General features: G+C 69.4%; 22 protein-coding genes and 1 pseudogene. 10 read left to right on the top strand and 13 right to left on the bottom strand.

Annotated features, from left to right (window positions below):
• Positions 1 to 40 precede the first annotated feature (40 nt).
• The 3 genes from A5757_RS07250 to A5757_RS07260 are packed head-to-tail and all read right to left on the bottom strand — an operon-like array spanning position 41 to position 3,157.
• The gene (locus A5757_RS07250; RefSeq protein WP_066830783.1) at positions 41 to 583 is read right to left on the bottom strand and encodes a YbjN domain-containing protein; all 543 of its coding nucleotides are present in this window, start codon (positions 581 to 583) and stop codon (positions 41 to 43) included.
• Positions 580 to 1,974 (bottom strand): D-inositol-3-phosphate glycosyltransferase, encoded by a 1,395-nt coding sequence (gene mshA / locus A5757_RS07255; protein WP_369815920.1) that lies wholly within the window; start codon positions 1,972 to 1,974, stop codon positions 580 to 582. The genes A5757_RS07250 and mshA overlap by 4 nt, the downstream gene beginning before the upstream one ends.
• Positions 1,910 to 3,157, bottom strand: coding sequence for an ROK family protein (locus tag A5757_RS07260; RefSeq protein WP_197497288.1), 1,248 nt, complete (start codon positions 3,155 to 3,157; stop codon positions 1,910 to 1,912). The genes mshA and A5757_RS07260 overlap by 65 nt, the downstream gene beginning before the upstream one ends.
• Positions 3,158 to 3,417: 260 nt before the next feature.
• Between A5757_RS07260 and A5757_RS07265 the strand changes: the two genes are divergently transcribed.
• The gene (locus A5757_RS07265) at positions 3,418 to 4,176 is read left to right on the top strand and encodes an SDR family oxidoreductase (protein ID WP_066830790.1); all 759 of its coding nucleotides are present in this window, start codon (positions 3,418 to 3,420) and stop codon (positions 4,174 to 4,176) included.
• A gap of 88 nt (positions 4,177 to 4,264) precedes the next feature.
• Positions 4,265 to 4,513 carry a hypothetical protein gene (locus A5757_RS07270; RefSeq protein ID WP_066830792.1) on the top strand — a complete coding sequence of 83 codons (249 nt, stop codon included), beginning with the start codon at positions 4,265 to 4,267 and terminating at the stop codon, positions 4,511 to 4,513.
• 5 nt (positions 4,514 to 4,518) lie between these two features.
• Here A5757_RS07270 and A5757_RS07275 read toward each other — a convergent pair whose 3' ends face one another.
• Together A5757_RS07275 and A5757_RS07280 are read right to left on the bottom strand one after the other, a co-directional pair.
• Complete coding sequence (locus A5757_RS07275) at positions 4,519 to 5,817, bottom strand: Ig-like domain-containing protein (protein WP_066830794.1); 1,299 nt, start codon at positions 5,815 to 5,817, stop codon at positions 4,519 to 4,521.
• 58 nt (positions 5,818 to 5,875) lie between these two features.
• Positions 5,876 to 6,970 (bottom strand): UDP-N-acetylmuramate dehydrogenase, encoded by a 1,095-nt coding sequence (locus A5757_RS07280; protein WP_066830796.1) that lies wholly within the window; start codon positions 6,968 to 6,970, stop codon positions 5,876 to 5,878.
• A 62-nt stretch (positions 6,971 to 7,032) separates the two neighbouring features.
• Between A5757_RS07280 and A5757_RS07285 the strand changes: the two genes are divergently transcribed.
• Genes A5757_RS07285 through A5757_RS07295 form a run of 3 tightly spaced genes read left to right on the top strand, consistent with a single transcriptional unit; the run spans position 7,033 to position 8,836 of the window.
• Positions 7,033 to 7,536 carry a DUF2505 domain-containing protein gene (locus A5757_RS07285; RefSeq protein ID WP_066830798.1) on the top strand — a complete coding sequence of 168 codons (504 nt, stop codon included), beginning with the start codon at positions 7,033 to 7,035 and terminating at the stop codon, positions 7,534 to 7,536.
• The gene (locus A5757_RS07290) at positions 7,533 to 8,048 is read left to right on the top strand and encodes a DUF2505 domain-containing protein (RefSeq protein WP_231983909.1); all 516 of its coding nucleotides are present in this window, start codon (positions 7,533 to 7,535) and stop codon (positions 8,046 to 8,048) included. The genes A5757_RS07285 and A5757_RS07290 overlap by 4 nt, the downstream gene beginning before the upstream one ends.
• Positions 8,049 to 8,050: 2 nt before the next feature.
• Positions 8,051 to 8,836 (top strand): methylase, encoded by a 786-nt coding sequence (locus tag A5757_RS07295; RefSeq protein ID WP_066830802.1) that lies wholly within the window; start codon positions 8,051 to 8,053, stop codon positions 8,834 to 8,836.
• Here A5757_RS07295 and A5757_RS07300 read toward each other — a convergent pair.
• A pseudogene (locus tag A5757_RS07300) lies at positions 8,811 to 10,032 on the bottom strand (sodium:solute symporter). The gene A5757_RS07295 and the pseudogene A5757_RS07300 sit on opposite strands and share 26 nt — an antisense overlap.
• Positions 10,033 to 10,145: 113 nt before the next feature.
• Between A5757_RS07300 and A5757_RS07305 the strand changes: the two are divergent.
• Both A5757_RS07305 and A5757_RS07310 read left to right on the top strand, forming a co-directional pair.
• Positions 10,146 to 10,961 carry a carbon-nitrogen hydrolase family protein gene (locus A5757_RS07305; protein ID WP_066830804.1) on the top strand — a complete coding sequence of 272 codons (816 nt, stop codon included), beginning with the start codon at positions 10,146 to 10,148 and terminating at the stop codon, positions 10,959 to 10,961.
• Entirely contained in the window at positions 10,958 to 11,857 is a 900-nt protein-coding gene (locus A5757_RS07310; RefSeq protein WP_066830806.1) for a DUF2993 domain-containing protein, read from the top strand. Before A5757_RS07305 ends, A5757_RS07310 begins: the two co-directional genes overlap by 4 nt.
• A gap of 14 nt (positions 11,858 to 11,871) precedes the next feature.
• Here A5757_RS07310 and deoC read toward each other — a convergent pair whose 3' ends face one another.
• The 6 genes from deoC to A5757_RS07340 all read right to left on the bottom strand — a co-directional run bounded on the left by deoC (position 11,872) and on the right by A5757_RS07340 (position 15,831).
• Entirely contained in the window at positions 11,872 to 12,564 is a 693-nt protein-coding gene (gene deoC, locus A5757_RS07315; protein ID WP_066830807.1) for a deoxyribose-phosphate aldolase, read from the bottom strand.
• Positions 12,564 to 12,923, bottom strand: coding sequence for a DUF2599 domain-containing protein (locus tag A5757_RS07320; RefSeq protein ID WP_281498597.1), 360 nt, complete (start codon positions 12,921 to 12,923; stop codon positions 12,564 to 12,566). The genes deoC and A5757_RS07320 overlap by 1 nt, the downstream gene beginning before the upstream one ends.
• Positions 12,924 to 12,969: 46 nt before the next feature.
• Complete coding sequence (locus A5757_RS07325) at positions 12,970 to 13,254, bottom strand: DUF2516 family protein (RefSeq protein WP_066830812.1); 285 nt, start codon at positions 13,252 to 13,254, stop codon at positions 12,970 to 12,972.
• A gap of 37 nt (positions 13,255 to 13,291) precedes the next feature.
• Positions 13,292 to 13,930, bottom strand: coding sequence for a heparin-binding hemagglutinin (locus A5757_RS07330; protein WP_066830814.1), 639 nt, complete (start codon positions 13,928 to 13,930; stop codon positions 13,292 to 13,294).
• Positions 13,923 to 14,411, bottom strand: a complete 489-nt coding sequence (locus tag A5757_RS07335; protein ID WP_066830816.1) for a helix-turn-helix domain-containing protein — start codon at positions 14,409 to 14,411, stop codon at positions 13,923 to 13,925. Before A5757_RS07335 ends, A5757_RS07330 begins: the two co-directional genes overlap by 8 nt.
• A 91-nt stretch (positions 14,412 to 14,502) precedes the next feature.
• Positions 14,503 to 15,831 (bottom strand): DUF445 domain-containing protein, encoded by a 1,329-nt coding sequence (locus tag A5757_RS07340; protein ID WP_066830877.1) that lies wholly within the window; start codon positions 15,829 to 15,831, stop codon positions 14,503 to 14,505.
• A 64-nt stretch (positions 15,832 to 15,895) separates the two neighbouring features.
• Here A5757_RS07340 and A5757_RS07345 point away from each other — a divergent pair, with 64 nt between their 5' ends.
• The 3 genes from A5757_RS07345 (at position 15,896) to A5757_RS07355 (ending at position 18,510) form a co-directional block, all read left to right on the top strand.
• Positions 15,896 to 16,630: a TetR/AcrR family transcriptional regulator gene (locus A5757_RS07345; RefSeq protein WP_281498553.1), complete on the top strand. Its 735-nt coding sequence runs from the start codon at positions 15,896 to 15,898 to the stop codon at positions 16,628 to 16,630.
• A gap of 9 nt (positions 16,631 to 16,639) precedes the next feature.
• On the top strand, positions 16,640 to 17,503 hold the full coding sequence (locus A5757_RS07350) for a polyphosphate kinase 2 family protein (protein WP_066830820.1): 864 nt from the start codon (positions 16,640 to 16,642) through the stop codon (positions 17,501 to 17,503).
• A 98-nt stretch (positions 17,504 to 17,601) separates the two neighbouring features.
• On the top strand, positions 17,602 to 18,510 hold the full coding sequence (locus A5757_RS07355; RefSeq protein ID WP_066830822.1) for an endonuclease domain-containing protein: 909 nt from the start codon (positions 17,602 to 17,604) through the stop codon (positions 18,508 to 18,510).
• On the opposite strand, the gene A5757_RS07360 is transcribed toward A5757_RS07355, so the two are convergent.
• Entirely contained in the window at positions 18,413 to 19,273 is an 861-nt protein-coding gene (locus A5757_RS07360) for a 3-hydroxybutyryl-CoA dehydrogenase (RefSeq protein ID WP_066830824.1), read from the bottom strand. The two genes, A5757_RS07355 and A5757_RS07360, sit on opposite strands and share 98 nt — an antisense overlap.
• Positions 19,274 to 19,278: the final 5 nt, after the last annotated feature.

Below are 19,278 nucleotides of genomic sequence, written 5' to 3' on the forward strand. Positions count from 1 at the left end.
GCTGAATCTTCTCACGGCAGGCGTGGTCGTACCCGGGCCGTCAGTCGTCGTCGATCAGGTGGCGGAACGCCCGCAGGTTCTTCAGCGACTCGCCCCGCGACACCCGCCACTCCCATTCCTTCTGGATGGACGTGCGGAAGCCGAGTTCGAGCAGGGTGTTGAAGTCCGTGTCGACGGCTTCGAGCACCTGCCCGAGGACCCGGTCGACCTCGTCCGGGGTCACCGAGTGCAGTGCCATCCGGCCCACCAGGTAGATGTCGCCGACGTTGTCGAGGGTGTAGGCCACGCCGTAGAGCCGGCGGTTGCGTTTGAGCAGGAAGCGGTAGACGCCCTCGTGGTTCTCGTCGGGTTGGCGGCAGACGAACGCCTCGATACGCACCGAGTGCTCGCCGATCGAGAGGATCGTGTTGGTCTTGAGCCGCCGCTCCCCCGGCAGCGCGACGACGATGCCCGGCAACCCGCCATGGGTGCCCTCGTGGAAGGCGTACTCGAGCTCGTGTTCGGTGAGGGTGTCGACGATCGTCTGCTGGACGGTCGTGTCGGAGCGTCCGGCGACCCAGTCCGCGGCGCCGTCCTGGCTCATGCGCGCACTCCGCGGCGCCGGGTGAACCTGCGACCGGTCCGGCGCGCGGGCGCCTGATCCTCCCGGGGATGCCGGTCCCGGTAGTCGTCGATGGCGCGGCCATAGCCGGCCAGCAACGCGTCGACGGTGTGCGCCCAGGAGAAGGTGGCGGCGTGCTCGACCGCGGCGCGGCCCATGGCAGCCGGGCCGCCTTGCAGCATCTGGTCGACGGTGTGCGCCCAGTCGCCGACGTCGTGGCCGGCGACGAGCGCGCCGGTGACGCCGTCACGCACGGCCACCGGCAGACCGCCCACCGCGGCGGCCACCACGGGCGTGCCGCAGGCCTGCGCCTCGACCGCGACGAGGCCGAACGACTCCGAGTAGCTCGGGACGGCGACGAGGTCGGCGGCCCGGTACACCTGCACCAGTTGCTCGCGGGGCTGCGGCGGCAGGAACGTCACGCGGTCGGCGATACCCAGTTCGTCGGCCAGGGCGATCAGGGCCTGCGGTGCGGCCAGTCCGCTGCCCGAGGGGCCGCCGGCGATCACCACCCGCACTCCGGGCAGTTTCGCCGCCGCCCGGAGCAGGACGTCCGGCGCCTTCAGCGGCTGGATGCGGCCCACGAACGTCACGACGGGTCCGTCGAGCGGCAGTCCGAGGGCGGCCCGCGCGGCGCGCCGGTCGCCGGGGGTGAAGGTGTCGAGGTCGACGCCGGGATGGACGACGTCGATGCGGGAGCGGTCGGCGCGGTGCAGTTCGACGAGTTGCTGGGCCTCGAGTTCGGTGTTGACGATCAACCGGTCCGCCTCGTCGACGACCTGCTGCTCCCCGACCGCACGCAGCGGCGGTTCGGGTGCGTCGCCCTCGGCCAGCGCGGCGTTCTTCACCGCAGCGAGAGTATGGGCGGTGTGCACCAGCGGCACCGCCCAGCGGTCGCGGGCCAGCCAGCCGACCTGTCCGGACAGCCAGTAGTGGGAGTGCACGATGTCGTAGTAGCCGGGTTCGTGGGTGGCCTCGGCCCGCAGCACTCCAGCGGTGAACGCGCACAACTGGGTGGGCAGATCGTATTTGTCGAGGCCCTCGAACGGTCCGGCGACGACGTTGCGCACCAAGACCCCAGGGGCCACCCTGACCACGGGCGGATCGGCCGAGGAGGTGGCGCGCGTGAAGATCTCGACCTCGACGCCGCGGCGCGCCAGGTGCAGTGCGGTCTGCAGCACGTAGACGTTCATTCCGCCGGCATCACCGGTACCCGGCTGGGCGAGCGGTGACGTGTGCACCGACAACACGGCTACGCGCTGGGGCGGCCGACCGGGCGGATCCGTTGCAGGACGCACACAGTCATGTCTACACCCCCGCTGCGGCCGCCCCCTGACGGCGGGGCAGTGCACGGCGCATCGCCGCGATCGGATCGGCGAACAGGCCGCTGAGCGACACCACGCCGGCGCCGGCCTCCTGGACCCGATTGCCGAACGTGGTCAGCCGGAGGTCGCGGGCCGGCAGCACCGATCGGGCGGCGAAAGCGGTTTCGACCGCGGGCATCGCCTCGGGGTACTCGGTGAACGCCTGTCCGCCGACCACGAGGTCGTCGGGGTTGAGCATGTCGCGCAGCAGCGCGACGGCCTCGCCGAGCACCCGCGCCCGTTCGGCCAGCAGCGCGCGGGCGGCATCGTCGCCCTGTCGCGCCGCGCGCAGCACTGCGGCCAGCGTCGATGCCGGCCCCTCGGCGGGCACGATGCGCTGTCGGCGCGCCGCGGTGAGCACCGCCTCGTCGCTCACGGTGGACTCCAATTGCCCTGAGCCGCCGAGCAATTCGGAGTGCGCGGGCAGCGCGGCGATGGTGCCGGGGCCGCTGGCCGGCGAGTGCACCCGTCCACCGATCGACAGGGCGAAGCCCACGGTCTCACGGGCGTACACGTACAGACTGGTCGCCGATGGGTTGCCCGCCGGACCGCCGGCCGGGCGCTGCGCACCGAGCAGGAGTTCGGCGCCGGCCATCGCGTCGACGTGCGACGCCACCGAAACGGGCAGGTTGAGCGCGTCGGCGAGCACCGGACCGACCGGCGCCTGCGACCAGCCCAGCCGTGGATGGTCGAGGTGGCCGGTGCTGCTGTCGACGACACCGCCGGCGGCCACGCCAGCCCACAGGGGACGGCGCCGGTGCCACCGGCTCAGATACCGGGCGGCACTGGCAGACAGCGTGGCCAGCGCCGCGTTCTGCGGGCCGCGCGGCGTCGGCGTCTCGACCACGTCGAGGGTGCGCCCGAACAGATCCGTCGCGACGATGCTGGTGGTCTTGGCGCCGATGTGGATCCCCAGGGTCAGGAACGGCTCGTGGTTGACCTCGACCGGCACGCGGGGCCGGCCGATGGCGCCCGAGACGGCCAGATCGGCACGTTCGCGCAGGAGACCGGCGTCCAGCAACGCGCTGACCTGACGGTTCACGGTGGCGATACTCAGCCCGGTGAGGCGGGCGACGGCGTCTCGGGCGATCGGTCCGCGCAGCCGCGCGGCGGCGAACACCGAGGCGGCGGCGGCGTCGGCGACCTTCAGAGATGGCGCGGAGACCCGGGTGACCGACGGGACGCGGCGCAGAACGGTGGGGGCGGTCGGACCGGTACGAACGGGAAGTGAAGCGAGGGTTGATGGCACGGGAGTGTCCTGTCGGAAGTGGCGGGTGAGGTGGCCTTCTGCACTCGGCCACACCTGCGACTCAACGGGACTGGGACGGCTCCCTCGGCTGGGTCAGGCGCGGCGCGATGCGCGACGACAACAGCGACAACAGTGCTGCGCGTCGAAGGCCTGACCGTTCCGGAACACAGAGCGAATTTAGCACGCTGGCTAGAGTTGGGCAGATGACGACTCCACAGCCTGGTCAGCGCGTCGCAGTGGTCACCGGTGCGAGCTCCGGAATCGGTGAGGCAACCGCCAGAACCCTTGCCGCACAGGGCTTCCACGTGGTGTGCGCGGCTCGGCGGAAAGATCGCGTCGAAGCGGTGGCCGCCGAGCTGGGCGGCACCCCGATCGTGGTGGACGTCACATCAGCCGGGGATGTCGCCGCGCTGGCCGACGCCCTGGACCGGGTCGACGTCCTGGTCAACAACGCCGGCGGGGCCCGCGGTTTGGCGCCGGTGGCCGAGGCTGACATCGAGCACTGGCGGTGGATGTGGGAGGCCAATGTGCTCGGCACGCTGCGGGTCACGCGCGCGCTGCTGCCCAAGCTCATCGCCTCGGGGGACGGGTTGATCGTCACGGTGACGTCGATCGCGGCGGTCGAGATCTACGACAACGGCGGCGGTTACACGTCGGCCAAACACGCCCAGGGTGTCCTGCACCGCACGCTGCGCAGCGAGTTGCTCGGTCAACCGGTGCGGCTGACCGAGGTGGCGCCGGGCATGGTCAAGACCAACTTCTCCCTGAACCGCTTCGAGGGCGACGAAGAACGCGCCGACGCCGTCTACCGCGGCGTCACACCGCTGGTGGCCGAAGACATCGCCGACGTCATCGGCTTCGTGGCCAGCCGCCCGCCGCATGTCGATCTGGACCTGATCGTGGTCCGGCCGCGCGACCAGGTCAGCGGCGCCAGCGGCTCCCGCTTCAATCGCAACGTTTGAGAATCTTCGTTTTACGTTCGCGTGAATCAACCGGCCGCGGGACGTTATCGTCCATCCGACAAAACAATTCGATGGACGGTGGGATGACATGAAGAAGGCGATCGCGGCCGCTGGACTGGCGTTTGCGGGCTTGATGGGCGCAGCGGGAACGGCACATGCCACCGATTACCTGGAGGTCGACACCGACGGGACGCCCTGGTTCTGGGCCACCGAGGCCCAGTGCCAGTCGGACGCGCCCCTCGTCTGGAACGATCCGAACTTCGACCGGGCCTACCCGTACTGGTTCTGCGGTCCGGGCGACGGCGGCTGGTACCTCTTCAGCACCGACGGCCAGTAGGCAGGTCACCCGCCCGGGCGGCCGCCGGCCGGTTGCGGTGCGCCGCTCGGCGTCGCCGGGGCGGTATCCGGTATTCCCGCCGGCGAAGCCTTGTCCGACAGCGCGGACATGGATTTCCACTCGTCCCACGACACCGCCCAGTCCCAGATGTCGCCGTCGGCGTAGGACAGGTCGATACGGGTGCCCGTCACCTCGACGGGATCGCCGTACACCGCGGTGTTGAAGTACTGCTCTGCGTCGGACAGTGACAGGTTGATGCAGCCGTTGGTGACGTTGCTGTTGCCCTGCGCGCCCGAGCTGGCCGGGTTGGCGTGGATGAACTCGCCGTTGTTGGAGATCCGCACCGCGAAACGTTCGCGCACGTTGGCGTAGCCGGCGGCCGGATTGGTCATGTAGAAGTCCTCGTACTTCTCGGTGACCACGTGGATGCCGCTGCGGGTGACGTTGCGGTCCAGGTCGCCCTCGCCGTAACTGCACGGGAAGTCCATGATCACCGCACCGGCCTGGTCGATGACCTGGATGCGGTGGCTGGACGCCTCGGCCTTGACGACCTGTCGCCGCCCGATCGTGAAGTCCAGCGACGAGTCGGCGGCGCCGTAGGCGTCCTCCCCGAATTTCACGCCGTAGAGCTTGGCGTCGACCCGCACCGTGGTTCCAGGTTCGAAGTACTCCCTGCTGCGCCAGTGCACCCGCGAACCGCCCGCCTCGTCGGGCAGCCAAGCCCAGCTGCCTTCGGTCTCGGGGGTGGTGGTCACCGACAGCGCCCGTTCGACGGTGGCCCGGTCGGCGTCGTCGATGGCCGCGTCGAACTGCAGGATGACCGGCGCGGCGACGCCGACGGTCTGTCCGTCGGCGAGCTGGAATCGCCCGCTGACCTGCGTGGCAGGGTCGAGAGTACGGAATTCGCCCAGCACCGGCACGGCCTTGCCGTCCTCCCCGACGGCCGATCCCGACCAGGTGTAGGTGGCGCCGTAGCCCAGCGGTTCGGAGGTGGTGAAGGTGGTTTTGTCCTCGTTGAGCGAGCCCGCGACGACCTTGCCGCCGGTGTTCGTCAGCGCAACGCGCTCGAACCGGCCGCCGGTGACCTTCACGCTGACCGGCGCCCTCGGCGCCACATCGGTGGCCGAGGTCGCGGGTTCGAACGCCAGTGACGCGGATGCGGGGGCGGTAGAGGCGTTGATCGCCCCGCCGCCGGTGGTCACCTTGCTACAGGCGGCCAGTGCGCCGGGCGCGACCAGTCCGACCGCCAGTGCGGTCAGGGCACGTCGCCGGTTGATCGGCGGTAGCTTGTCGGCGGCACTCACGTTGGTCCAACATACCCAGACCGCACGTCGATCAACGTCAGCGCAGGTGTGACGTCGGTCAGAGCGCACAGCCGATCAGCACCGGCTCCGGCACCAGATCGACGCCGAAGACGTCCCGCACACCGGCACGGACCGTCCTGGCGAGGTCGAGGACGTCGGCCGACGTCGCGCCGCCGCGGTTGGTCAGCGCCAGTGCGTGTTTGGTGGACAGTCGCGCTGGGGCGCCGTCTCCCGGGAAGCCTTTGCCGAAGCCGGCGTGTTCGACCAGCCAGCCTGCGGCCAGCTTGACCCCGCCGGGTGCGTCGAAGCTGGGCACCGGACCGTCCGACGTGCGCTGGATGCGCTCGAATTCCGCTTCGGGGACAACCGGATTGGTGAAGAACGAGCCGACGCTCCAGGTGTCGCGGTCGTTGTCGTCGAGCACCATGCCCTTACCGGCCCGCAGCGCCAGCACCGCCTCCCGCACCCGGACCGGGTCGACGCGGGATCCGGGTGCTGCGTCCAGCGCGCGGGCCAGTTCGCCGTAGCGCATCGGGGCGCTGCGACCCTCGGTGTCCAGCGCGAACTCCACCTCGAGCACGACGGCGTGCGACGACCGTTTGAGCACGCTGGTGCGGTAACCGAAGCCGAGGTGCTCCGGGCCCACCCATTCGTCGGCGCCGGTGCGGCGGTCGAACAACCGGACCCGACGGATGGTGTCGGCGACCTCGGCCCCGTAGGCGCCCACGTTCTGCACCGGCGTCGCACCCGCCGAACCCGGGATGCCGGACAGGCATTCGAGCCCGCCGAGTCCGTGCGCCTGCGCGGTCACCACGACGTCGTCCCACGAGGCGCCCGCCTCGGCGCGCACAAGGCCGTCGTGGACGCTGATCTCGGTGTTGAGGACGCGGATAACGGTCAGATCGGTGAGGTCGTCGGAGAGCAATACGTTGGATCCGCCCGCCAGGACGAGCGCATTGCGGGTGGCCGGGGCGCGCAGGGCGGCGACGAGCTGTTCGGTGCTGGTGGCCGTGACCAGTGTCGCGGCAACCGGGCCGACCCGCAGCGTCGTCAGCGGCGCGAGCGGGACGTCGTGCTCGATCGCCGCGCCCGCGAACTCCTGCCCGCCGGTACCTATCCCCCGGTCGCTTCGCTCCTGCCCGCCGGTACCCATCCCCCGGTCGCTTCGCTCCTGCCCGCCGGTACCCACGGCCCGTAACGGTAACCTGGCCTTCTATGCCTCGCTCATTCGACTTGGCCGCCGAGTACGACGGTTCTGTCGAACAGGTGCATGCGGCCTTCGGCGACAAGGCCTACTGGCTGGCCCGGCTCTCCGATTCGGGCGCCGACACCGCCACTCTCGACACGCTGACGCGCGGTCCGGGCGGCGGTATCGACATCACCACCACGCAGGTGCTGCGCGCCGATCGGTTGCCCGCGGTGGTCACCCAGTTCCATCGTGGGGACCTGGAGATCAAGCGCGAGGAGGTCTGGAGCGGGATCGACGACGGCCGGGCGACCGCGACGGTCACCGGCTCGATCCCCGGCGCCCCGGTCGGGCTCACCGGATCCGCGGTGCTCACCCCGCGCGACGACGGTGGCGCCCGGCTTCAGCTCAAGGTGACGGTCGAGGTGCGGGTCCCCCTCGTCGGCGGCAAGATCGAGAACTTCATCGGCAACGGCCTGGTCGAGCTGATCATCGCCGAGCAGCGCTTCACCACCATGTGGATCGATTCGTGACGCGGCGGATGGAGCACACGCTCGCCTTCGCCGCCCCGGCCGCGCAGATCCACGCCCTCTTCGTATCCGAGGACTACTGGCGGTCGCTGGCCGGGTTCTACCGCCGCCTCGATCCCGGCACCGAACTGACTGAGTTCCGCGCAGCGGGCGGCGGCGCGGACGTCGCGCTGCGCCAGGTGCTGCCCCGCGCCGATCTGCCCCAGATCGCGCGCAAGGTGATCCCCGTCGACATGGTCATCACCCGCCGACAGCACTTCGCTGCGTACGACGCCGAAAAGCACTGGGCCACTGGCACTTTCGAGGCCACCATGCCCCGGGCACCCGGACGGCTGCGCGGCGACTACGAACTGTCCGACACCGGGACCGGATGCTCGTTCCGGGTGCGCAGTTCGTGCAAGGTGTCGATCCCCCTGATCGGCGGAACGCTCGAAGACCTCGTCCTGACCAACATGCGCATCATGTTCAACGCGGAGCGCGACTTCACCGCCGGCCGGCTGTCCGCCCGGGGCTGAGCATGGGTGCCCCCGTCGGACAACCCACCCGCGGCACCACCGGCCACAACCGTCTGCGCCGCAGCGATCGCTGGCTCGTGCACGCCCGGCCCGTGCGGTCGGCGCTGCAGGCCGCCGCCGACCCGCTGGTCGTCGACCTCGGCTACGGCGCGCTGCCCGTCACCACCCTGGAACTCGCCGCGCGACTGCGCACGGTGCGGGCCGACGTCCGCGTCGTCGGCCTGGAGATCCACCCCGAACGCGTCGCGGCCGCACGCGCGGCGGCCCCGGAGGGTGAGTTCGCCCTCGGTGGGTTCGAGCTGGCCGGGCTGCGGCCGGTGCTGGTGCGCGCGTTCAACGTGCTGCGGCAGTATCCGCTCGAGGCGGTGGCCGACGCGTGGGCCGTGATGCAATCCCGGCTGGCGCCCGACGGGTTGATCGTCGACGGCACCTGCGACGAGCTGGGCCGGCGCTGCGCCTGGGCGTTGCTCGACCGGGCGGGGCCGGTGAGCCTGACGCTGGCCTGCGATCCGTTCGCGATCGACCGACCGTCCGATCTGGCCGAACGGCTCCCGAAGGTGCTGATCCACCACAACGTTCCCGGGCAACCCGTGTACGCGCTGCTCGCCGCTGCGGACCGGGCCTGGGCCGTCGCCGCCGGGCACGGCGTCTTCGGTCCGCGGATCCGCTGGCGCGCGATGCTCGATGGGCTGCGCGCCGCCGGATATCCCGTCGAACCGCCGCGGCGCCGGATGCGCGACGGGGTGCTGACGGTGCCGTGGCCTACGGTTGCGCCGCTGCCGCTGTGACGAGCGCCCGGTCGTCGTCCTGCGGTGTCGTGTCGAGCGCATCGTCGACGTCCTGGGCGATCCGGATGTCCAGTCCGCGGACGGGACTCGCCGGCGTCAGCATCGCGACCACGACATAGGTCACCAGCGACGCCCCGAAGGCGATGAACGTCGGCCAGCCGTCGAACGACGCGTCGAGGACGCCGTTGGGGATGTAGAGGATGGTGTTGTCGAGGCCGTACATCGTCGGCGTCATCGCGAACAGCACCAGCCGCACCGTCAGACCCACCGCCATCGACACCAGCGCCGCTGTGGCCGAACCCTTGCGCCACACCAGGCCGAGGACGAACGGCACCACCAGGCAGGCCAGCAGGAGATCAAACGCGAGGGTCAGCAGGATGCCGGTCTGCTTGACGTAGATCGCGATCAGGATCGCCAGCAGCGTCGTCGGGACCATCGCGATACGCGTGGCCCGCAGCAGCGGATCCGTCCGCCCGGGCGCATGGACCCGCCGCACGCCGAGCAGGTTGCGCACCGCGGCGTTGGAGATGGCGAGCACCGCGCCGTTGGCCGTACTCATCGACGCACCCACCAACCCGGCGAGCACGATGATCGTCAGGAACGCCGGCGCGTACTGATCCAGCAGCACGAGCAGGATCGGCCCGTCGAGATCCTCGGGCAGGAACGCCTTCGCGGAGAGCACCACGATGCCGAACGGCACACAGATCGCCACCACCCCCGCCGCGGCGCCGAAGCAGGCGCGGCGCGCGGTCTCCGGTGACTTGGCGGCGAACACCCGCTGCATGAAGTCGATGGCGACGATGTCGCCGATACCGAGTGCGACCAGCGTCGCCCAGTTGATCGTCGCGCCCTGCGACCTGCCTGCCGAACCGCAGGCGGTAGTAGTCCGGGAACGATGTCAGCCCCATCCGGTTCATCGGCTTCGCGAAGAAGAGGCCGGTGAAGAACAGGCAGAGCGCCAGCCCCAGCGGTAGGCACGCACCGGCCCAGAACCCGAATTCCGAGGCGAGGTCGGTGTTGCCGAGCGTGGCGTTGGTATCGACGGCCGAACCCATCAGGGCGCCACCGACCAGCACCAGCGGCAGGACGCGTCCGCCCACCAGGAAGTTCGCGCTGTCGCCGGCGATGCGGCGCGAGACGGCGAATCCGACCAGCACCACGACGGCGATGCTGATGCCCACTCCCAGCAGAATCATCGGACGGCCTCCCTGCGCGACATGAAGACACAGACAAACGCCGGTGCGTTACGGCCATTCGCCGCCCGTGTAACAGCGTCGTTGCGATCCGGAGCGCCCGTAGTCTCGATGACATGCGGATCGCACTCGCACAAATCGCCAGCACCACCGACCCGGCGCGCAATCTCGACCTGGTCGAGGACGCCACCCGCCGGGCCGCGGACGCCGGCGCCCGGCTGGTGCTGTTCCCCGAGGCGACCATGTGCCGCTTCGGGGTGCCCCTGGCCCCGATCGCCGAACCGCTCGACGGGCCGTGGGCCGACCGGGTGCGCTCGATCGCCGACCGGTCCGGGCTGACCGTCGTCGCCGGTATGTACACCCCCAGCGGCGACGGCCGGGTCACCAACACCCTGCTGGCCACGGGCGGCGGCGTGGACAGCCACTATCACAAGATCCACCTCTACGACGCCTTCGGTTTCCTCGAATCCCGCACGGTCGCACCGGGTTCCGCACCCGCGCTGATCGACGTCGACGGCGTCTCGGTGGGACTGACCACCTGCTACGACATCCGCTTCCCCGAGCTGTACGTCGAGCTCGCGCGCCGCGGCGCGCAGTTGATCACGGTGCACGCGTCGTGGGGGGCCGGCCCGGGCAAGCTCGAGCAGTGGACGCTGCTGGCCCGCGCCAGGGCGCTGGACACCACCGGCTACGTCGCCGCCGTCGACCAGGCCTATCCGGGTGACGAGATCGCCGCGTCCGGACCGACCGGGGTGGGCGGCAGTCTGGTCGCCTCGGCGGTGGGCGATGTGCTGGTCAGCTTGGGCGCCGAACCCGATCTGCTCGTGGCCGACCTGGACTTCGATGCCGCCCGGAAGGTGCGCGACACCATCGCGGTGCTGGACAACCGCTCGGTTGACGCGGTGTCCGGTAAGGCAGAATCGCGGGGATGACTGATCCCTGGGCCCGCCCGGCCGACCAGCCCCCAGTCCCGCAGCCCCCGGCCTACGCCCCCGGCGGCGCGCCGACCGGCCCCCCGAGTGGCCCGGCGAGTGGTCCCCCCACCGGTGGCCCGGGAGGCCCGCCACCGGAAGGTGGACTCGGCGCCAAGATCAAGGACATCTTCAGCGATCCGCTGTCGATCGTGCTGGCCGTCGTCATCGTGGTGGCGCTGACCGCGGCCGGGCTGCTCGGCGGTGAGCTGTACGCCCGCAACCGGGCCGACGACGTGGTGTCGCGCATCGTGTCGTGTGTGGTCCAGGACGACGCCACGGCGTCGTTCGGCGCGCTGCCACCCTTCCTGCTGCAGCACATGACCGGCCACTACACGAACATCAACATCGAGACGGCCGGAAACCAGGTCCGCGACGCCAAGGGCATGAAGGTGGCGATCGACATCAAGGACGTCCGCCTCGAGGACACCGCCGACTCCAGCGGTTCGGTCGGCTCGCTCGCCGCCAACATCACCTGGTCGGCCGACGGCATCAAGCAGACCGTGCAGGACGCGATCCCGCTGTTCGGCAGCTTCCTGTCCGGCGTGACCACCAACCCCTCCGCCGGCACCATCGAACTCGAGGGCGCGCTGGGCACCATCACCGCCAAACCCCAGGTCAACAACGGGGGTATCGCCCTGCAGGTCACCAGTCTGACCGGACTGGGTTTCACGCTGCCCCGCGAGGCCGTCCAGCCCGCGCTCGACGCCTTCACCGCTGAACTGACCCAGAACTACCCGATGGACATCAAGGCCGAGCGCGTCGCAGTGACCGACACCGGCGTCACCGCCCTGTTCTCGACGCAGAACGCGAAGATGCCCAGAAGCGGCGAGGATCCCTGCTTCAACGGTATTTGAGCGGGAGCTGAGGCTCAGGCCGTCAGAACGTCCAGGCCGTCGAGCACGGCGCGGGTGCCGGACAGTCCCAGCCGGGTGGCGCCCGCGTCGAGCATGGCCACCGCGTCGGCGGCCGACCGGATGCCCCCGCTGGCCTTGACCTCGAGGTGCGGCGAGACGGTGGCGGCCATCAGCTCGACGGCGGCCACCGAGGCGCCGCCGCACGGGTGGAAACCGGTCGAGGTCTTGACGAATTCGGCGTCGGCGTCGGCTGCCGCACGGCATGCGCCGACCAGCACCTGCTCACCGCCGAACTGCAGCAGCGCCGCGGATTCGACGATCACCTTCAGCACGGTGCGTTCCCCGATCGCGGTCCGCACCGCTTCGATGTCGGCGCGAACGGCGTCGAAATCCCCGGCCAGCGCGGCACCCACGTCGATCACCATGTCGATCTCGTCCGCGCCCGCGGCCACGGCGTAGGCGGCCTCGTGGGCCTTGACCGCCGAGAAGTGTTTCCCGGAGGGGAATCCGACGACGGCGGCGATCGCGACGTCAGCGGGCCGCTCCTGTTTGGCGATGGGCACCATCGGGGGCGATACGCAGGCCGCGTAGACGCCCAGCTCGCCGGCCTCGGCCATCAGCGCGGCGACGTCCGCGTCGGTGGCCTCGGGTTTGAGCAGGGTGTGGTCGACGAGATCAGCAATTGCGCGGCGACTCCAACGCCCCATCAGAACGGCTCTTCCGTGCCGCCGGGGTTGCATCCCGTGGCCAGCATCGTGGCGGCGTCGACCTCGGGCCGCCACGGCTCGAGGTTCCAGCTCGTCTTACCCGGCTGCGCGAGTTCGGCGTACTGCCAGTGACAGACGAACTGTTCGCGCATGCCGGGGATGTCGGCGTCGGGCGCCGCGGCGAGCACCTCACTCCAGGCCTGATCGGCCTGCGCGACGGTGCCGGCGAGTTTCGAGGCCTCACGCGCGGCGGCCGTCGGGTACACGCGCAGGCTCGACAGGTCACCCCATTTGGCCCACACCACGTGGTCGACGTAGGCGGGCTGGGCCGATGCGGCCGGCGCGCCGACGAGCGTCAGCGACGCCGCGAAAAGGGTTGCGATGCTAAGGGTCCTGAGCACCGGCCTAACGGGACTTCCCCTGGATCTCCAGGATCTTGGGGCGGACGTCGACCAGGTACACGCCGGCGGCGCAGGCGCAGATCGCAGCGCCGAAACCGCCGCTGAACAAGAAGCTCAACGCCACGCCGGCACCGAGGATCAGCAACCAGACCGGCTTGGTCAGCTTGCCGGCCGCCGTGTACGCGTCGGGTCGTTGCATTGCGGCATGAATGAATGCGTACAGTCCCACCAGGGCGACGACGATGCCCAGGGTGAAGAGAATGACGCCCGCAAGGTCGGCAAGTATCACCTCACCAGCCTATGCGGGCGTCATCGGGTACGTCGAATTACTTCTGCGTGACCTTCTTGGCCGCGGGCGCCTTCTTGGCAGCCGGAGCCTTCTTGGCAGCCGGGGCCTTCTTGGCCGGAGCCGGGGCGGGCGCCTTCGCGGCGGTCTCCTTGACCGGCTCGGCGGCCTCTTCGGTGCGCTTGGGCAGCTCGACGCCGACCAGCTTGGCGGCACGCTCACCGACGGCGCGGGTCTGCGAGGCGACGGTGCCCAGGGCCTGCTCGGTCAGCTCGACGGCCTGGTCGGTGTAGGTCTCGACGCGGCTGGCGGCATCGCCCAGCGCCGGCTGGCTGCGGAGGCGCTCGAGGGCGGCCTCGCCACGCTCGACCAGCTTGGCGTAGGTGCTCTGCGCGGCGTCGGCGTAGCCCTCGGCGGCCTTGCGCAGCTCATCGGCGGTCAGCCGGTCGCGGAGTTCGGTGACCTGCGTGGGCAGCTCTTCCTGCAGCTTGTTGATCCGGGCCCGGCTCTCCTCGACACGGCTGTTGGCGTCGGTGCGGGCCTCTTCGGCCCGGTCGCGCAGTGCGGCGACGATCTCGTTGACGGTGGCCAGCGCCAGGTCGGCAGCGCCGACCGCGGCGAGCAGCGGGGCCTTGAGGTCTTCGACGTCGAGTTGATTGCGGTCGGTGTTGTCAGCCATGTCGGATGTCCTTTCCAAGATCTTCTGGGTTGATGAGTGCGTCGCCGCCGCTGATCTGATCGGCGGCGGTCGCCGGTACCTCGCTCACGTCTGCGAGCAGCCCGGCTTCGGCGAGCGCCTCGTTCTGCTGGCAGAACGACGTGTAGATGTCGAGCAGCACATGCTTCTGCCGCTCGGTGATCGCCGCATCGTTGACGATGGCGTCGCGCACCTCATTGGGCTCGCTGGGTTCGAGGATCCCGGCCCGCACATAGAGCACTTCGGCCGATACCCGCAACGCCTTGGCGATCTGACTGAGAACGTCGGCGGACGGCTTCCGCAACCCTCGCTCGATCTGGCTGAGATAGGGATTGCTCACGCCGGCCTTCTCGGCCAGTTGACGCACAGACACCTGCGCCGCTTCGCGCTGACTCCGGATGAAACTGCCGATGTCCTGCGCCGCGTTGGTCACGACGGCGGCAAGCTTCTCGTCCTGCGACATCCGTGACCCCTTTCCGAACGCTGGTGTCCGATAGCGACACAAACCACGGTACGCGGGGGTGCTAACTATTGCAAGCAGTAGTTAGCGCAGGTCAAAAGAGTAGCTGGGCTATCGAGTAGATGACGAGGCCGGCCAGCGACCCCACCACCGTGCCATTGATCCGGATGAATTGCAGGTCGCGGCCGACGTGGAGCTCGATGCGGTCGCTGGCCTCCTCGGCGTCCCAGCGCTGCACGGTGTCGGTGACGATCGTGGTGATCTCGGCGCCGTATCCGGACACGATGTGCTGGGCGCCGCGGATGATCCAGTTGTCCACCTTGGTGCGCAGATCGGCGTCGTCGCGCAAACTCTCGCCGATGCGGATGACGGTGTCGGCGATGCGCGCGCGCAACGTCGAGGACGGATCGTCGACCGATTCGAGGATGATGCGCTTGGCGGCCGTCCACGCGGTCTCGGCAGCGCGGGCCACCTCGTCGCGCGCCATGATCTGCTCCTTGACGTTCTCCGCGCGCTGGATGGTGGCGTCGTCGTTCTGGAGGTCGTCGGCGAACTCGAACAGGAAGCGGGTGGCCGAGCGGCGCAGTTCGTGGTCGGGGTTACGGCGCACCTTGTCGGTGAAGTCCATCAGCTCCCGGTGGATGCGGTCGCCGACGAGGTGGTCCATCCAGCGCGGCGACCACTGCGGAGAATCGCGTTCGATCACCCGCTCGATCACCTCGCCGGCGTTCAGGGACCATTCGAAGGCTCGGTCGGCCAGCAGCTGGATCAGCGCCTCCTGGCGGCCTTCGGCGAGCAGTTGGGACAGCACCCTGCCCACCGGTGGTCCCCACTGCGGTTCGGCGATGCGCTTGATGATCATCCGGTCGAGGACCTGCTGGACGTCGTCGTCACGCAGCATCTCCACCAGGACGCGCAGCACCGTCGAGGCCTCGGTGGCGACCCGCTCGGCGTGGTCGCGCTCGGCGAGCCACCGGCCCACCCGGCCGGCGACGTCGGCGTCGCGCAATTTGGTCTCGACGTTGGCCGGGGACAGGAAGTTCTCCCGGATGAATTCGCCGAGCCCCTCACCGAGCTGGTCTTTCTTGCGTTTGATGATCGCGGTGTGCGGGATCGGGATGCCGAGGGGATGGCGGAACAGCGCGGTCACGGCGAACCAGTCGGCCAGCGCGCCGACCATGCCGGCCTCGGCGGCCGCCCGCACGTATCCCACCCAACCGGGGGCGCCGTGGGACTGCCACCAGGTGCAGATCAGGAATATCGCCGTCGCACCGAGCAGGAAGCTCAGCGCGACCGCCTTCATTCGCCGCAGGGCGCGCCGGCGTTCGGCGTCGGCGGCCGAGTCGGCGCCGGCGAGCGCGTCCGCGAAACTGGTTCGGGCGGGGGCGGCGCCGATGTCGGTTCTATGAGCCACGTCGTCCATCATCCAGCACGTTTCCGGGGCGCCCGATCCGACGAGGCCGCTCCACAAGATCGGCCCTACTATCATGGGGGACTCGAAGAACGGACTGACGGGGATAGTGGCACAGCAGACCGAGTCGGTGGCGGTGAAGACCGACGGACGCAAGCGGCGCTGGCATCAGCACAAGGTCGATCGCCGCAACGAGTTGGTCGACGGCACCCTCGAGGCCATTCGGCGCCGCGGCAGCAACGTCAGCATGGACGAGATCGCCGCCGAGATCGGCGTCTCCAAGACGGTTCTCTACCGCTACTTCGTCGACAAGAACGACCTGACCACCGCGGTGATGATGCGCTTCGCGCAGACCACGCTGATCCCGAACATGGCCGCCGCGCTGATGTCCAACCTCGACGGGTTCGACCTGACCCGCGAAATCATCAAGGTCTACGTCGAGACCGTCGCCAACGAGCCGGAGCCCTACCAGTTCGTGATGGCCAACAACTCCGCAAGCAAGAGCAAGGCCGTCGCGGACTCCGAGCGGATCATCGCCCGGATGCTCGCAGTGATGCTGCGCCGCCGCATGAACGAGGCCGGAATGGACACCAAGGGCGTCGAACCGTGGGCATATCACATCGTCGGCGGCGTCCAACTGGCCACGCACTCGTGGATGTCGAACCCGCGGATGAGCGCCGACGAGCTGATCGATTATTTGACGATGCTGTCCTGGAGTGCGCTCTGCGGCATCGTCGAGGTGGGCGGCGAGCTGGACAAGTTCCGCTCGATGGCTCATCCGTCCCCGATTCTGCCGCCCCGAACTGCTTGACTGGACCGCGTGACCGACGACCTGCCCGACCTGTGGACCCATCGACCGAGTAGTCATCTGGCGTTCCGGCCCGGTGATCGCGTCGCCGACATCGACGCGGAGGCGACACCGGGATTCCGCGGCACCAAGGTCGACGCGCCCGCACTGCTGGCCGAACGCGGCAAGCGCCTCGCGGGGCTGCAGGAGATGCTCTACGCCAACAGTCAGACCGCCGGTGACCGCCGTTCGGTGCTGCTGGTGCTGCAGGGCATGGACACCGCCGGCAAGGGTGGGATCGTCAAACATGTTGTGGGTGCGGCCAATCCGCAGGGTGTCCGGTACACGAGCTTCGGTAAGCCGACGCCGGAGGAACTGTCGCACCACTACCTGTGGCGCATCCGCAAGGCGCTGCCGCCGGCCGGGCACATCGGCGTCTTCGACCGGTCGCACTACGAGGACGTGTTGATCGTGCGGGTGCACAATCTGGTGCCGCCGGATGTGTGGGAGCCGCGCTACGACGAGATCAACGCCTTCGAGCGCGAACTCGTCGACGAGGGAACGACTCTGGTGAAGGTCGCGATGTTCGTCTCGCTCGACGAGCAGCGCAAGCGACTCGCCGAACGCCTCGACCGACCGGACAAGTACTGGAAGTACAACCCCGCCGACGTCGACGAGCGGCTGGTGTGGCCGAAGTATCAGGAGGCCTACCAGGTCATGCTCGACCGCACGTCGACCGACCATGCGCCGTGGCACATCGTGCCCTGCAACAAGAAGTGGTACAGCCGGCTCGCGGTGATCGAGCTGCTCATCGAAGCGCTGAAGGGTCTCGAGTTGTCCTGGCCGCCCGCGACTTTCGACGTCGAGGTGGAGAAGAAGCGGTTGGCCTCGGCGTAAGTCGCGCCGAGACTACGCTTTCTGATGGATTTCGGCTGATTTACGTCATATTCCGTAGTCTCGGGAACCGATCGGCCCCCCGGTGCGCCTAACAAGACATGGGGAAGCTCATCGTCGGCAGTGAGGCACTGGCGTCCGGGGCCGTGACGAGGCAGATGCTGCGCACCAGGTTCGTGAAGGTCCACCACAACGTCTACGCGCCTGCCGGTATGGCACTCGACGCGCTGACCCGCGCCGAAGCCGCATGGTTGTGGTCGGGCCGACGGGCGATGCTGGTCGGCCACTCCGCCGCGGCGCTGTTGGGCACCCGCTGGATGCCCGCGGACGCGCCCGCCGAGATCGCGCGGGCCCGAAAGCCTGCGCCTCCCGGCATTCTCATCCACTGCGGCGCGATCGCCGGCGATGAGGTCCGCCGCACGGGCCGGATGCACTGCACCACTGCGGCCCGCACCGCATTCGACCTGGGCCGCCGGCTTCGCGGTGACACTGCCGTGATCCGTCTCGACGCACTCTGCAACGCGACGCGATGCACCGTCGACGACGTATGGAGGGTCGCCGCGCGCTACCCCGGCGCCCGCGGCATCCGGCGGCTGCGCACCACACTCGACCTCGTCGACCCCGGAGCGGAATCGCCCCAGGAGACGCGGCTGCGCCTGGTCCTGATCCGGGGCGGTTTGCCGAGACCCGTCACGCAGATCCCCGTCACCAACGCCTGGGGGCGCGTCGTCCGCCGTATCGACATGGGCTGGCCCGACGCGATGGTCGGCGTCGAATACGACGGCGAGCAGCACTTCACGAATCCGGATGACTACGCCAGGGACATCGAGCGGCTCGAATTCCTCGCCGAGAAAGGATGGCGCATCGTCAGAGTCAGCGCGCGGCAGCTGCGCTACGACACCGACGAGGTGGTCAGTACTTGTAGAAGCCCTGGCCCGACTTCTTGCCCAGCTGACCCGCTTCGACCATGCGCAGCAGCAGCGGCGGCGGGGCGTAGTGCGAATCCTTGAGCTCGTCGAACATCGCGTCGGCGATCAGCTTCATGGTGTCGAGCCCGATGAGGTCGGACAGCCGCAGCGGTCCCATCGGATGCGACAACCCGGCCACGACGGCCTTGTCGACGTCCTCGATCGTGGCGAAGCCCGCCTCGACCATCCGGATCGCCGACAGCAGGTACGGCACCAGCAGCGCGTTGACCACAAAACCGGACCGGTCGCTGCAGCGCACCACCTGCTTGCCGAGCACGTCGCTGGCGAACCGCTCCGTGCGCGCGATCGCCGAATCCGACGTCACCAGCGTGCTGACGAGCTCGACCAGCGGGAGCACCGGCACCGGGTTGAAGAAGTGCAGCCCCAGCACCCGTCCCGGATTCTGTGTTGCCGCACCGAGTTTCATGATCGGGATGCTCGAGGTGTTCGACGCCAGCACCGCGTCGGGGTCGTTGATGACCGAGTCGAGTTCGGCGAACACCTTCGCTTTGACCGCAACGTCCTCGATGATCGCCTCGATGACCAGCTGCCGGTCGGCCATATCCGCCAGCGACGTGGTGAACTGCAGCTTCCCCAGCGCCGCCGACTTCTCCCGATCGGTCACCTTGCCCGCACTCACACCGCGCTCCAGCGATTTGGTGATGCGGTTGCGGCCCGCGGTGACGAGCGCGTCGGTCGTCTCGAAGACCAGCACGTCGACGCCTGCGCGGGCGGACACCTCGGCGATACCGGCGCCCATCTGACCGGCACCGATCACGCCAACTCGTTCAATGGAATCGCTCACTGATA

It is taken from the genome of Mycobacterium sp. 852013-51886_SCH5428379 (assembly GCF_001665575.1).
Lineage (GTDB): Bacteria > Actinomycetota > Actinomycetes > Mycobacteriales > Mycobacteriaceae > Mycobacterium.